Origin of the sequence: Vibrio makurazakiensis (assembly GCF_050337375.1) — a bacterium.
In the GTDB taxonomy this organism is placed as follows: Bacteria; Pseudomonadota; Gammaproteobacteria; order Enterobacterales; family Vibrionaceae; genus Vibrio; species Vibrio makurazakiensis.
In genome coordinates this window covers 98,269-113,152 of record NZ_JAKJSW010000017.1, presented here as the reverse complement: position 1 = coordinate 113,152, position 14,884 = coordinate 98,269, and the positions used below count along the sequence as shown (strand labels likewise).

Annotated in this window: 9 protein-coding genes and 1 riboswitch; of the genes, 4 read left to right on the top strand and 5 right to left on the bottom strand. The window is 42.4% G+C overall.

All coding sequences use genetic code 11. From position 1 onward, the window contains the following. Positions 1-146: 146 nt before the first annotated feature. The 4 genes from L4C33_RS01555 to L4C33_RS01540 all read right to left on the bottom strand — a co-directional run bounded on the left by L4C33_RS01555 (position 147) and on the right by L4C33_RS01540 (position 7,569). On the bottom strand, positions 147-2,660 hold the full coding sequence (locus L4C33_RS01555; protein WP_428810711.1) for a type I restriction-modification system subunit M: 2,514 nt from the start codon (positions 2,658-2,660) through the stop codon (positions 147-149). A gap of 4 nt (positions 2,661-2,664) precedes the next feature. Beyond that, positions 2,665-5,151 carry an N-6 DNA methylase gene (locus tag L4C33_RS01550; protein ID WP_428810710.1) on the bottom strand — a complete coding sequence of 829 codons (2,487 nt, stop codon included), beginning with the start codon at positions 5,149-5,151 and terminating at the stop codon, positions 2,665-2,667. Positions 5,152-5,556: 405 nt separating this feature from the next. Further along, a complete protein-coding gene (locus tag L4C33_RS01545; RefSeq protein ID WP_428810709.1) occupies positions 5,557-5,982 on the bottom strand; it encodes a phosphate-starvation-inducible protein PsiE in 426 nt (141 codons plus the stop codon). Between the two features lie 216 nt (positions 5,983-6,198). Next, the gene (locus L4C33_RS01540) at positions 6,199-7,569 is read right to left on the bottom strand and encodes an NCS2 family permease (protein ID WP_428810708.1); all 1,371 of its coding nucleotides are present in this window, start codon (positions 7,567-7,569) and stop codon (positions 6,199-6,201) included. A 58-nt stretch (positions 7,570-7,627) separates the two neighbouring features. Further along, a riboswitch (purine riboswitch) is annotated at positions 7,628-7,727 on the bottom strand. A gap of 308 nt (positions 7,728-8,035) precedes the next feature. Here L4C33_RS01540 and gmk point away from each other — a divergent pair. From gmk to recG, 4 genes are all read left to right on the top strand, one after another. Further along, positions 8,036-8,659: a guanylate kinase gene (gene gmk / locus L4C33_RS01535; RefSeq protein ID WP_428810717.1), complete on the top strand. Its 624-nt coding sequence runs from the start codon at positions 8,036-8,038 to the stop codon at positions 8,657-8,659. A 119-nt stretch (positions 8,660-8,778) separates the two neighbouring features. Beyond that, a complete protein-coding gene (gene rpoZ, locus L4C33_RS01530) occupies positions 8,779-9,051 on the top strand; it encodes a DNA-directed RNA polymerase subunit omega (protein ID WP_009848003.1) in 273 nt (90 codons plus the stop codon). 39 nt (positions 9,052-9,090) lie between these two features. Next, on the top strand, positions 9,091-11,214 hold the full coding sequence (gene spoT, locus L4C33_RS01525) for a bifunctional GTP diphosphokinase/guanosine-3',5'-bis pyrophosphate 3'-pyrophosphohydrolase (RefSeq protein ID WP_428810707.1): 2,124 nt from the start codon (positions 9,091-9,093) through the stop codon (positions 11,212-11,214). Between the two features lie 162 nt (positions 11,215-11,376). Next, positions 11,377-13,455 carry an ATP-dependent DNA helicase RecG gene (recG, locus tag L4C33_RS01520; protein WP_428810706.1) on the top strand — a complete coding sequence of 693 codons (2,079 nt, stop codon included), beginning with the start codon at positions 11,377-11,379 and terminating at the stop codon, positions 13,453-13,455. A gap of 103 nt (positions 13,456-13,558) precedes the next feature. Here recG and envZ read toward each other — a convergent pair whose 3' ends face one another. Further along, a complete protein-coding gene (gene envZ, locus L4C33_RS01515) occupies positions 13,559-14,863 on the bottom strand; it encodes a two-component system sensor histidine kinase EnvZ (RefSeq protein WP_428810705.1) in 1,305 nt (434 codons plus the stop codon). Positions 14,864-14,884: the final 21 nt, after the last annotated feature.

Here is a 14,884-nt window from a genome sequence, read left to right as displayed (position 1 = left end):
CTTCGCCAGGTGTTAACCAAGGAGTATTTCCTTGCCAGAACGATGATACTGCTCTTGATGGTGTGCCACCACTCACAACTGTGCCTAATTCAGTGATTTTTTTTGTTTCCCAGTCAGAGGGTAAGCTGTTTAATAATGATTGGTAATCAAACATAACCCAACCCCGCTAAATACCCATTAAGCGCTTTTGCTGCGTCGTTTCGAGAAGACTCTATCTGGGTTAATGTTACCTGATATTTATCCCACCAATTTTCTATAGTTGCAATTAATTGCTGGCGCTCAGTGGCAAGGTAACGCTCAACAATTGTTAGCATATCTTGATAAAGAATATTAAGGATTAACTTGGCAGCCTCGTCTGAGCCTAGCTCATCGACTTTAGTATTTAACTCGCTTTCAAAAGCTTCCGTTTTTGCTTTTAAGCTTTTAGTGACTTTAGTTCGCTGTGACTTCTGGGTTTTTATTTGCTTTTCGATACGAGCGACTTCTTCAGCCGAGAGGATTTCTGTACTATCACTTTCATCACTATCTTCATCAGCATCATCTTTAGGTAATTTAGTCGTTAATGCTTTAATAGAGCCATCTAACTCTGTTTTTTGTTGTTGTAAATTTTGCAGTTCAGATAAAAATCCATCTAATAAAAAGCGTACTAGCTTGTGCTCTAGTGGGTCTGATTTACTTTTCCCATCTTCCATGGCGGTAATAATGCTGGTGCGCCATGCATCAACTACGCCTTTAGAGTCTCGTGCAATTAAAGTTAAAAAGTCATAACGCTGTTGATACCAAAACGCCGCTATCATGCCGCTGACTTGAGCATCACTTAACATTCCGATAGGTTTTAGGCTTTCCGTAAAACTGTTGATTAGCTCTTTGCGGAGAGCGGCGTATTCTTTATTTTTGGCAAGGGCAGTAATACTCAATTTGTGATTATTCCACCAAGCATCAAAAGCATCACGCATGGCTTGTTCTTTGGCAACAACATGAACGTTTTCATTCACAGTGGTTTTGATAGCTTGTTTAGTCTCTATCACCGATGTGAATTCTTGATATCCACTTTGACCAGCTTTAGGGATAAAAATATCTTCAGCTTTTAAGCCTTGGGCATCAAACAACGCTTTTCTACTGTTTATCTCACTATCAGGAATACCACCTAATAAATGTGCTTTTACATCATGTAGCTCTGGCGCTGGCGAATTATCTGCATAACGGCGAATGTTTAGGTTATAGCCTTCTTCACCCAGCTTTTTGTTGCTAACAATTGCAGTAAGCCCTGGAATATCTTCTTTTAATTCACCTGTTTCATAGGCTTCAAATACAGACGCGATGCGCTCAATATGCTCTGGCATTAAATAGTTTTGTGCACGGCCTTCAAAGTATTCTCTGTCGGCATTAATAAACAACACCTTACCTTGCATATGTTCAGGCTTACCACTGACTGGATTGGCCCCCTCAGAGACTTGCTGCCTAAAAATCATGATACAAGCAGGAATACCTGTACCGTAAAATAAGTTAGGTGGCAGGCCGACTACAGCTTCAAGCAGATCATCTTTAATAATGCCAGCTCTAATACCTTGCTCTTCTCCGCCGCGGAATAACACGCCATGAGGCAATACAGTAGCCACTCGGCCACCAGAAGCACATACAGCAAGCATATGTTGTACAAACATTAAGTCCGCTTTTTTTGCACCAAGTGGTACTTGGCCATATTTAAAACGTTCTGGGTGATCAGGCTGATAAATAAACTGCCCATCATCATCGGTATCTTTCGTACCAAAGTTGATTGAAAACGGTGGATTAGTAAGAATGCGATCGAACTGAGTCAATTTTCCATCAGTCATATGACGAGGATGTTCTAAGGTATCGTCATTTTCCAAGCTGCTCGTTGTTAAACCGTGTAGCAACATGTTCATTTTGGCAATTGACCACACTGTCCCAGCCGCTTCTTGACCATAACAATCTAGGAGATAACCATCACCACCTTGCTCATCAATATATTCTTTTGAGGCAATGAGCATCCCGCCTGAACCACAACAAGGATCATACACTTTATGTTTTTGCTCTGGTTTCATTAACCGAACCATTAGGCGTACTACTGAACGAGGGGTATAGAATTCACCACCTTTTTTACCCGCAGAGTCAGCAAAATCACCAATTAGATACTCATAGGCTGCCCCAAGTAGATCAGGGAATTCGAAATCTTGGTTGCGAAGTCTGTGTTTGTTGAAGTGAGTAATGAGCTCTCGCAACTTACGATCTGGCATCGCACTCTTACCAATTTTACGGTTAAAGTCGATGTACTCTAATACATCTTGCAGCGAGCTATTACCTTGCTCTAAGCCACCAAGAGCTTCATTCAAGAAGTTGCCAACATTCTTATGCGCGTTTTTCGCTAAGTAATCCCAGCGCGAAGCGGGGGGCACATAAAATGTCTTCTTGTACCACATTTTTGTTTCAGCGATTTCTTCAGCTTCAGCTTGGCTTTTGCCTTTCTCAAGCTGCGCTTTGATAACTTCTTCACGGCGCTCTTCAAAGATATCTGAGCAACGCTTTAAAAATAGCATACCAAAAATGTATTCTTTAAATTCTGATGCATCCATTTTGCCACGCAGTATATCGGCGGCATTGAATAGATGTCTTTCTAACTGAGATAGAGTTAATGGCATAGTTTTACTTCTTAAAGTGTGAATCGATGTATTCTAACAGCTCATAGCCTAAGAGGGTGACTGAAGCTGTACCTCGTCTAATGATAAATTCAGTAGGCTCTTTTTTATCTTTTTGTGGGAGTAACACTGGCTTAGAAGCACTTTTACAGTCAACAACGACTATTGTTTTGTGGTCTACTTCCACTGATGAGTATTCCAACCATTTGTTGTTTCTCTCACCTATCAAATTGGCAACATCTTGAGATAACCTTTTTATGTAAGCTTCCGGCTTCACCTCGCCAATATGCATCATTTCTGTACCGATGCCGCATACTTTGCTGTCATCCGAAACACCAATTAATAATGTACCACCATCCGTATTTAGGAACGTTGCTATGTTCTTAGCTATTTTATATTGCTCCGCTTTGCACCTTTTCTTGTACTCTTTATCACTTTTATGAAAAGTGTGTTGTAGGTCATCAACATTAGCAAAAAATGTTTGTTTAAATTCAATCCGTTGAGTTTCATTTATTTTAATTAGTTGCCTTACACGATTAACTTCATCCAGAACAGAAAGCTCATAAACGAAGCTATCTGTCTTCGATTCAACATCCTGATAAAGTGCAGGTTTTGTAAGTAGATCAGTTTTATATATGGCAAGTTGTTCTCTCGCCACATCTAACTTCCGGGCCAAGTCAATAATTCGAGTTTGTTCGTTTTCTTCAGGGATAAATATTGTTAAGTTCTCTACATTCTGTCTATTTAACATCGGCATCGTCGTACCACGAGGCAAGTGGGACAGTGTTAGCCTACCCAATTCTGATTCAAAAAATAATTTTACATACGCACTTGAAACTATCTTTTCATCAAATTGAATTTCTAAGAAATTAGACTTATTTCTATTGCCTATTTCTTCATGTTCAAGACACTGTTGCGAACCTCTAGCCATTCGATTTAAAACGATAGAGTTTGATCTAGGGCTACTTAGAGGTGAGGCAATGGACTTTACAACACTGTTTTTATGGTTAGAGGAAAAGCCGTACTCCCGAAAAGCTTGATGGTAAGCATTAAGTTCATTTATCCTCCGCAAAACAGGTGAATTATCTACATAAGCTCTTACGTTTAGGTCATAGCCATTTTCACGTATCTCTTCTGTGCAAATTAGTTTCGAATAACTTCCATCGGTAGCATAAGAAAAATATGCATTGGTGATTTTTTGGATATCTTCTGGGCGTAAACGGTTCGCGTAACGAACTTCCATATAGTCATGTGAAGCATCAACAAATAAAGTTTTCTGCTTTCTATCATCAGATTTTTTTTTGTTCAGAACTAAAATGGCAGCTGGTATACCCGTACCATAAAACAACCCTGACGGCAGAGCGATAACTGCTTCTAGTAGATCATCCTCGATAATACCTGCTCGGATTTGTTTTTCATCGCCATTACGAAAAAGAGCGCCAAAAGGTATAACCGTGACTACTTTCCCGTCTTCTTTGCAAGTAGCGAGCATGTGTTGCAAAAACATTAAATCAGCTTTTTTAGAACCAAGTGGTACTGCACCATATTTAAACCTTTCGGGGAATTTAAAATCGAGGTTTAAATTTTGTTCTCTAGTACCAAAATTACAGGAAAAGGGAGGGTTTGATATCACTCTGTCAAACTGAATTAGTGAGCCATTATTGTTAACATGAGCAGGGTTTACTAACGTATTATCATGCGCAAGGTTACTTATTGGCGCCCCTGAAAATAGCAGGTTCATTTTTGCCATTGACCACGTTGTACCTACCACCTCTTGCCCATAAAGCTCAATATTACAGTTATCACCTTTATCACGGCCAATATACTTCTGGGTTTCAATTAACATCCCAGCAGAGCCACAACAAGGATCATAGATAGTGCTACCATTTAGAGGATTTGCGAGATTCACCAACAACTGTGCTATCGCTCTTGGGGTATGAAACTCTCCAGCTTTTTTTCCTGCACTTTCGGCAAAATAGCCTAATAATGATTCAAAGGCTTCACCTAGTACTTCTGAATTTTCTAGGCTCTTATCGGCTAGGTTAACTTGGCTGAAATGATTAAAAAATTCACGAAGCTGCCTATCTGGCAATGCTCTTCTACCAACTCTACGGTTAAAGTCGATGTACTCTAATACATCTTGAAGCGAGTTATTACCTTGCTCTAGCCCACCAAGTGCTTCATTTAAGAAAGTACCAACATTTTCATGTGCCTCTTTAGCTAGATAATCCCAACGAGAAGTCGGAGGTACATAAAAAGTCTTTTTGTACCACATTTTAGTTTCGGCAATTATCTCGGCTTCTTGTTGACTTTTACCCTTCTCAAGCTGCGATTTGATAACTTCTTCACGGCGTTCTTCAAAAGTATCTGAGCAACGTTTTAAAAGCAGCATGCCCAAGATATGTTCTTTAAATTCGAACACGTCAATTGTGCCACGAAGTATGTCTGCTGCGCTAAATAGATGTCTTTCTAGTTGGGGGAAAGTTAATTGCATAGTTCTGCTTCAAACCAATTTATATTATTTTTCAAGCACAAAAGGTGCTTAGATGGTCTACATTGTACTGCACTATGCTTTATATCAGCCACTATGAATAAAAGAGCTATAGCGCAAAATTGCACTAGCCTATAGCGTATCTGACCTCCTAACTCCAGTTGTAGGTTTCAAGTATAGAGATGACCAAGCATCAAGTGGTGACAAAAGTGGTGACAAAATCAAGAAAAATAAAGAAATAATTAATTAAAAACATAAACTTAAACTTACTTTATGAGTTCAGATCCAGAATGTTGAATAGTCCAATAGCTGAAAGCTAAAAACACGAAACCCAGCACTACGCTGGGTTTCTTTTTATCAGGGTCTTTCTAACGCCACCTTTGTCTACACATTTAGAAAGCGGCGATTTTACTCATCTGGTTCTTGAGTTCTTCTATCGACATACGGCCAGTAATGATRCCCAACTCGGATCAGTAATGTGGCTGCAGCTAAGATAAATGCCGCGACTGATAACCATACAACTAAAGTGGCATCCAACTCTTTCATACCTAAGGTGATGTAACGAGCAATCGCCATCATCGCGATATAAATTGGGTATCGAACTGGAATTTTACCGTTTACTACAAACTGCTGAACCATCGCCAACACTTCTAAGTAAATAAACATCAATAAGATATCAGTCAGTTGCACGCGTCTTTCAGAAAAGACGTGCATAAACTCTTCAACCATCGCAAACAAGGTTGCCAAAGTAATTGCGACTAGCAGAACCGCTTCTAGTGCATAGAATATTTTAAGGAATGGTTTACTAAAAGATTGGGGTAAATGAGAAGGCATGTCAGCTCTTATTTAAAAATAAATCTGCCGCTATTTTAACATGCTTAAATGAAAGCGGCTTTACAATGAAGTGTAGATTTTTACCTGAAGAATAAGACTTTAGACGAACTGTGAACTTGTAACAGTAGAAGTAAATGAGTGTAAAAATAAAAATGGCTTTGCACCTAATGCAAAGCCATTCAAAAACCGCTTATCGCGTTACTTCATCGTTCTAGTTTATAGCAAAACCAAATACGCTAGGAAAATAACAGACAGGATGTAAATCAGTGGGTGCACCTCTTTACCTTTACCTGCAACAACCATAGTGAATGAGTAGCTAATAAAGCCCATTGCCATACCATTCGCTGGCGAAAAGCTAAGAACCGTAAACATAATGGTAAAGAATGCCGCAATGCGTGACTCTTTCTTCTCCCAGTTAATCTGGCCAAGGCGACCCACCATGTAAATACCGACCACGACCATAGCTGGAGCAACCATCGCTGCTGAGAAAATAGAAAACAGCGGGTACAAGAATAATGAAACAAGGAATAAACCAGCCACAATAACCGCAGCTAAGCCCGTTTTAGCACCTTGAGAAGAAGCAATACCCGACTCTGAGAATGCGGTAATTGAAGTAGTACCTAAAACAGAACCAATCACTGTACCACCAGCGTCAGCCACGAGCGCAGACTTCGCATTCGGTACTTTGCCATCTTTATCGATAATGCCCGCATCACGACCTACGCCAACAATCGTACTCAAGCCATCGAAGAAATCGACGATAAGGAAGATCATGACAACAAACAGTAAATCAAACATCTTCTCTGCGGTTAGGTGAGAGAAATCAAAAATAGCACCAAACGTACCAGACATACTTGGTGGCATAGACACTAGCTGTTCTGGAATCGGTGCATTAGATGTACCTAGGAAAACATCCGCAAGAATCGTCAGTACAATCGCTGAGATGAAAGAAATAAACGTCGCGAGCTTAATATCACGAACCATACAACCTAGAGCAATGAAGATGCTGATGTAAGCAATGATAACCGTCGGGTTAGAGATATCGCCTAAGCCAACTAAAACAAACGGGTTAGAAACAATAATGCCCGCATTTTTTAAGCCAAGGAAAGCGATGAAGAGGCCGAGGGAAACGGTGATCGCCAACTTTAAATCTTCAGGAATAGACTCAATCATCGACTTACGAATATTGGTCATCGAGAAGGCAAGATAAAGAATGCCCGATAGGAAAATACCAAATAGCGCTTCATTCCACAGCAAAGCAACGGAGCCACTTAAAAGCATACCTTTAAAGAAGCCATTCATGCTCATACCTGGTGCAAGCATCACAGGGTAGTTACCCCAAATGCCCATAATCAAAGTTGCGATAGCAGCTGACAGTGCAGTCGCCGTAAACACCGCGCCTTTATCCATCCCAGGGATACCACCCAAGATTGCTGGATTCACAGCCAAAATATAACTCATTGCTAAAAAGGTAATAAAACCTGCGTATAGCTCCGTGCTAATATTGGTTTTTCTTTCCGTGATTTTAAACATTGAATCAAGCATTCCAGAAGACTTCTGGGCTTTAAGGGTCGAATCAGTACTCACAACGAAACCTTTGCAATAAATTAAGAAATAATTGATTCAAATGCTGTGAGGATAGACGTATCCCTACACTAAAAACTGTAGTCACCAAGGTAGGCTCGGTAGTAGAAACATCTAGTCCATATCACTAGATATATACAGCATTTAATCGTTTGCGCGAATTGTAAGAGTTTCGATTAAAAGTTCAACAATTATTTATACCGATCACAGAATTTAATACTCATTACATTTTATTGCACGGCTATGACTTATCAAAATGATCATCGCGAAGATCATAAGGAGCAAATAACGATCAAGTTTGTTGTCCTATAAGATCGAAATATGCTACTCTTCGCCTCCATTTTTCCGACCTAAAATTCATCAACTGGCACTACTTTTTGCTAAGTTTAAATGAGAAATAAGTGTCGGAACTATCTAAATGTCGGCTTGTCAGCCCGCATTCAATCCAACCAACAGTGGAAATATACAGATGGGCAAAGGTACTCTTTACATCGTATCTGCACCTAGTGGCGCAGGTAAGTCGAGCTTGATCTCAGCAATGCTAGAAACCAATCCAACCTACGCGATGAAGGTATCTGTTTCTCATACCACTCGCGGCATGCGTCCTGGTGAAGAAAATGGTGTTCACTACCATTTCGTAGAAAAACACCACTTTGAAGACCTAATCGGTAAAAGTGAGTTCCTAGAGTACGCTGAAGTATTCGGCAACTACTACGGTACATCACGCGTTTGGATTGAAGAAAACCTAGATCGCGGAATTGATGTATTCCTAGATATCGACTGGCAAGGTGCGCGTCAGATCCGTGAACAAATGCCTCAAGCGAAGAGTGTATTCATTCTTCCACCATCTAATGGTGAGTTAGAGCGTCGTTTGAATGTTCGTGGCCAAGATAGTGCAGAAGTTATTGCGAAACGCATGAGTGAAGCGAAATCAGAAATCTCTCACTACAGTGAGTATGACTATGTGATCGTAAATGATGACTTTGATGCAGCCTTAATGGACTTCAGAGCAATCATCCGTGCGGAACGCTTAAAAGAAGATAAGCAAGCGGCTAAATACAGCGGCATGCTTACCGCTCTACTGGCGGAATAATCTAGAACAGCTAGATTTTCCATTGAGATAAGTATACGGTGAGCTAGAAAGTCTCTAGTTAAACTTGTATACTTTCTCGTCATCAAAAATTTATTAGTTAATTACTATTTGGAGTCCTCATGGCACGCGTAACTGTTCAAGACGCTGTTGAAAAAGTTGGCAACCGTTTCGACCTAGTTCTTATTGCGGCTCGCCGCGCACGTCAAATGCAAACTGGCGGTAAAGATTCACTAGTGCCTGAAGAAAACGATAAGCCAACGGTTATCGCTCTTCGCGAAATCGAAGAAGGTCTTATCACTAAAGACGTACTAGACGCTCGTGAACGTCAAGAGCAACAAGAGCAAGAAGCGGCTGAACTTGCAGCAGTAAGCAGCATCGCTCACACTCGTTAATAACGTCATTCGAACTAATTAACCTGCCGGGCCTATAATTTGTATCTATTCGATAGCCTCAAAGACGTTGCCCAAGAATACCTAACAGAGCCTCAAGTTGAGGCTCTGCGTCAATCTTATGTGGTAGCGAGAGACGCCCATGAAGGGCAAACCCGCTCAAGCGGTGAACCATACATTATCCACCCAGTTGCTGTTTCTCGTATTTTGGCCGAAATGCGCCTTGATATTGAAACCCTGCAAGCAGCTCTACTCCACGATGTAATTGAAGATACTGAAGTTACAAAAGAGGAACTAGAAGCTCAATTCGGCACAACGGTTGCTGAACTAGTTGATGGTGTATCTAAGCTGGATAAGCTTAAATTTCGTGATCGCAAAGAAGCGCAAGCAGAGAACTTCCGTAAAATGGTTCTCGCCATGGTGCAAGACATCCGCGTTATCTTGATCAAATTAGCCGACCGAACTCATAACATGCGTACGCTTGGGGCACTCCGCCCTGATAAAAAGCGCCGTATTGCACGTGAAACTTTAGAGATCTACTCTCCCCTTGCTCACCGTCTTGGTATTCATAACATTAAGACTGAACTGGAAGAGTTAGGCTTTGAAGCACTCTACCCTAACCGTTATCGCGTACTTAAAAACGTAGTGAAAGCTGCGCGTGGTAACCGTAAGGAAATGATCCAACGTATCCATAGCGAAATTGAAGGCCGCCTTGAAGAAGTCGGTTTGCCAGCTCGCGTACTTGGTCGTGAGAAAAACCTGTTCTCTATCTATAACAAGATGAAAACCAAAGAGCAGCGCTTCCACACCATTATGGACATCTACGCTTTCCGTGTTGTCGTTGATAGCCCAGATAATTGCTACCGTGCACTTGGTCAGGCTCATAGCTTGTACAAGCCACGTCCTGGCCGCATGAAAGATTACATTGCGGTTCCAAAAGCCAACGGCTACCAATCTCTGCACACTTCAATGATTGGCCCTCATGGGGTTCCAGTAGAAGTGCAAATCCGTACTGAAGATATGGACCAAATGGCAGACAAAGGTGTCGCGGCTCACTGGTCTTACAAAGGTAATGGTTCGCGCAGCAACGGTACAACCGCACAGGTTAAAGCACAACGTTGGATGCAGAGCTTACTTGAGCTTCAACAAAGCGCAGGTAACTCCTTCGAATTTATTGAAAACGTTAAATCTGATCTGTTCCCAGATGAGATCTTCGTCTTCACACCGAAAGGTCGCATTGTCGAACTTCCTGCGGGCGCGACAGCGGTTGATTTTGCTTACGCAGTACATACCGATGTCGGCAACATGTGTGTAGGGGCTCGTGTCGACATGAACCCATACCCACTCAGCAAGTCGCTTAAAAATGGTCAAACCATTGAGATCATCAGTGCTCCGGGCGCTCGCCCGAATGCAGCATGGCTCAATTACGTGGTGACTTCACGTGCTCGAACTAAGATCCGTCAGGTTCTTAAAACCATGCGCCGCGAAGAATCTATCACGCTTGGTCGCCGACTACTGAACCACGCACTGGGTGAAAAGTCAGTAAGTGATGTAAGTCAGGAAAATGTTGATCACGTTCTATCTGAACTGCGTTTAGGTGAATTGGATGATCTACTAGCATCGATTGGCCTTGGTGAGCTCATGAGTATCGTGATTGCTCGTCGTCTATTAGGTGATGCAGATGAATTGACTGAAGTCGAAGACAACAGCGGAACACCAAGGAAGAAACTTCCTATCCGTGGTGCTGAAGGCTTACTTCTAACGTTTGCTAACTGTTGTCACCCGATCCCAGACGATCACATCATTGCTCACGTATCTCCAGGTCGTGGTCTTGTGGTTCACCGTGAAACATGTCCAAATGTTCGCGGCTACCAAAAAGAACCAGACAAGTACATGGCAGTAGAATGGTCTGACGATTACGATCAAGAGTTCACAGCTGAACTTCAGGTTGATTTGCAGAACCACCAAGGTGCTCTTGCAGAGTTAACCAATGTTATCTCGAAGACAGGCTCTAACATTCACGGTATTTCAACAGAAGAACGTGATGGACGCTTGTATACAGTAACAATTTTGCTGACAACCAAAGATCGAGTTCACCTTGCGAGTATTATGAAAAAGCTGCGTGTGATGCCACATGCACTAAAAGTAAGACGCCGTAAGAACTAAGCTAACTCTATCTGTTAGAAAAGATGCCCTAAGTACTTTGGTACTCGGGGCATTTTTGTATTTATTACTCGATAATTCGACTCAATCGATACAAATCCAGCCTGTACAAAAATCCAGTAAAATGATTGAATAGCTTGTCACTCATACGTTTACGAGCCCGTTATGTCACAGCTGTTATCTGCTATTTCACTTACTTCACTGTCTGGTGTCGGAGCAAAAGTCGCCGAAAAATTAGAAAAAGTTGGGCTGTGCAACGTACAAGATTTGCTATTTCACTTACCGCTCCGCTACGAAGACCGCACCCGTATTTACCCAATAGCAAAGCTTCATGCAGGCTTATGGGCGGCAGTGCAAGGTAAAGTGATGAACGTAGACACGATTTTCGGCAAACGTAAGATGCTTACGGTAAAGATCAGTGACGGAAATGGCACCATCACTTTACGATTTTTCAATTTTACCGCAGGCATAAAAAACAACTTTACCGAAGGTAAGCTAGTGCATGCCTATGGTGAAATTAAACGCGGTAATATGGGGCTTGAGATTGTTCACCCTGACTACAAATTCTTTGCACCACGACAGCAACCTGATGTTGACGCGAATCTAACACCTGTTTACCCAACCACAGAAGGTTTAAGACAAGTCACACTGCGTAACCTTACCGATCAAGCTTTGGCTTTATTAGATAAAGCAGCAGTAAAAGAATTACTCCCTTCCGGCCTATATGATCATCAAATTACGCTTGGTGAAGCTCTGCATACTATCCACCGTCCGCCTCCTTCTATCGATTTAGAACAGTTTGATGAAGGTAAGCACCCAGCTCAACTGCGTTTGATTATGGAAGAGTTATTGGCACAAAACTTATCAATGCTGTCCGTGAGAACCAAAGGCCAATTAGATGCAGCATTACCTTTGCCCCCAGCTAAAGAACTCAAGCAGAAACTACTCGACCAACTGCCTTTCTCACCAACTAACGCGCAAGCACGAGTAGTAAAGGAGATCGAGGCTGACCTTACTAAACCGCACCCAATGATGCGCTTAGTACAAGGCGATGTAGGATCAGGAAAAACCTTAGTGGCAGCATTAGCTGCGGTACACGCACTTGAGCATGGGCAACAAGTCGCTCTTATGGCTCCTACTGAGCTATTGGCTGAGCAACACGCGATTAACTTCGCAAATTGGTTCGAAGCGATGGGTATCCAAGTTGGCTGGCTAGCGGGTAAGTTAAAAGGCAAAGCGAGAGAAAAAGAATTAGCACGAATTGCCAATGGCGAAGCGCAAATGGTAGTAGGAACTCACGCTCTTTTTCAGGAACATGTTGAATTTAAGAACCTTGCCTTCGTGATCATTGATGAGCAGCACCGGTTTGGCGTTCACCAACGATTAGAATTGCGAGAGAAAGGAGCTAAGCAGGGTTATTACCCACATCAACTAGTGATGACGGCAACACCAATCCCTAGAACATTAGCTATGACCGCTTACGCAGACTTAGAAACCTCTGTGATTGATGAGCTACCACCCGGAAGAACCCCAATTCAAACGGTAGCGCTACCTGATACTAAACGCGATGACATAATTCAACGTGTACGTAATGCCTGCCTAAATGAAGGCAAGCAAGCCTATTGGGTATGCACTTTAATCGATGAATCCGAAGTTCTAGAAGCACAAGCTGCTGCAGATACTGCTGAGGAATTACAGCGAATCCTGCCCGACGTAAAAATTGGTTTGGTGCATGGGCGAATGAAGCCCGYCGAAAAGCAAGCGGTGATGCAAGAATTCAAAGACAACAAGCTGCATCTATTAGTCGCCACGACGGTGATTGAGGTAGGTGTAGATGTTCCAAATTCCAGCTTGATGATCATCGAGAACCCAGAAAGACTCGGCTTAGCCCAATTACACCAATTAAGAGGCCGTGTAGGTCGTGGCTCAGTAGCAAGTCACTGCGTGCTGCTGTATCACTCACCTTTATCTAAAACCGCTCAAAAGCGTTTAGGGGTGCTACGTGAAAGTAACGATGGTTTCGTGATTGCTCAGAAGGATTTAGAAATCCGTGGACCCGGCGAGCTACTCGGAACGAAGCAGACAGGTTTAGCTGACTTTAAAATTGCGGACCTAATGCGCGATCAGCGCTTAATCCCAGAAGTGCAGCGTATTGCTCGCCACATTCATGACCAATACCCTGACAACGCACAGGCGATTATTCAGCGCTGGCTCGGCGAACGGGATGTTTACTCCAAAGCTTAAGGTTCTGCTTAAGCTTAAAGCTCTGTTTTATCTCCCTAAACCCAAGATCAAAAAAGGCTTCAATAATGAAGCCTTTTGCTTTTTTATCGCATATCACGCTAGTTTACTTACTGGCAACAGGGAAACTGATCTGTGCTTTTAAGCCGCCCTGGCTGCGGTTGTTCACAGACACAGAGCCTTGATGTTGGCTAACAATACGCTTCACGATTGCCAGACCAAGCCCTGTACCTTCACTACCCCGAGCAGTATCACCACGGGTGAAAGGTTCAAACAGCTTACCTATTTGATCTTGTGGGATACCCGGACCGTTATCTTCGATGGTCACCCAAGCGAGTTTATTATCCGCCGTCATTCCCGCAGATATCTTCACCCAACCATTACCATAACGCAGTGCATTCACAACTAAGTTACTCACCGCACGCTTAATCGCAATAGGGTTTCCTAAGGCAGGTTTCATTATCGCCGCAATATCCGTCTCTATCTGAACCTCATAGCCACCTTCTGCGCCTGCAACTTCACTTGAAATATCATCAAGATATACCGACTGAAATGAGTTCTTATCAACCGGTTTTAAATAGTCCATGAATTGGCTGATGATCTCATTACATTCTTCTGTATCGCTAATAATACCTTCAGCTAAATACCCATCTTCTGGTGACATCATTTCTGTCGCTAAACGAATACGCGTGAGTGGCGTTCTCAGATCATGACTAATACCCGCCATCAACAATGCTCTATCTTCTTCAAGCTCTTGGATGCCTTTTGACATACGATTAAAAGCACGTGTTACAGAACGAATTTCAGAGGCACCTTTTTCAGGTAACGGCGGGGGAATTTCTCCACGCCCGACATCTTTCGCCGCTTTCTCTAATGCAATCAAAGGGCGGTTTTGCAAACGAATGAATAACCAACCACCAGCAATAATCAACAATGCCATGATCAAGCTATTGCGAAACAGGGGAGCAAAATCTTCTTCTTGCAGTTCTGATAAAGGGATACGGATTAAGGAATTAGGTAACGCATCAATATCCATCCACAGCACATAACTTTCAGCGCCTAGGATTAAACGCACTTCAGTATTTGAACCCAGCTCCTTAGTCATTTCCTCGCTCATCAAATCAATCGACATCGCGTGGTAATACTCTTCAGCAACGGGGCTTTCTTTAGCATGTACTGTCACACCTAATTGTTCGAGAACACGTCGACGCAATGGCGCATCCATTTGAAGTTCATGATCACTACTCTCGTCTAGCACTAAGTTAAGTTCATGCGCCAAAATCTTATTAAATTGCTGCAAACTCGGCATCAAAGCGTAATTAAACACGGCGTAATAAGAGAAAACTTGGCTAGCAATAAGAAGAGTAAGAAAGAGGGCTATAGATTGAGTAAATGAACTACGGATTCGCATAGAAGACCTTAACCATGAGGT

What these genes read in the sequence shown, in the direction of transcription:
- L4C33_RS01555 (WP_428810711.1), bottom strand. Translation starts at nt 2,660, where the DNA reads ATGCCATTAACTCTATCTCAGTTAGAAAGACATCTATTCAATGCCGCC.
- L4C33_RS01550 (WP_428810710.1), bottom strand. Translation starts at nt 5,151, where the DNA reads ATGCAATTAACTTTCCCCCAACTAGAAAGACATCTATTTAGCGCAGCA.
- gmk (WP_428810717.1), top strand. Translation starts at nt 8,036, where the DNA reads ATGGGCAAAGGTACTCTTTACATCGTATCTGCACCTAGTGGCGCAGGT.
- rpoZ (WP_009848003.1), top strand. Translation starts at nt 8,779, where the DNA reads ATGGCACGCGTAACTGTTCAAGACGCTGTTGAAAAAGTTGGCAACCGT.
- envZ (WP_428810705.1), bottom strand. Translation starts at nt 14,863, where the DNA reads ATGCGAATCCGTAGTTCATTTACTCAATCTATAGCCCTCTTTCTTACT.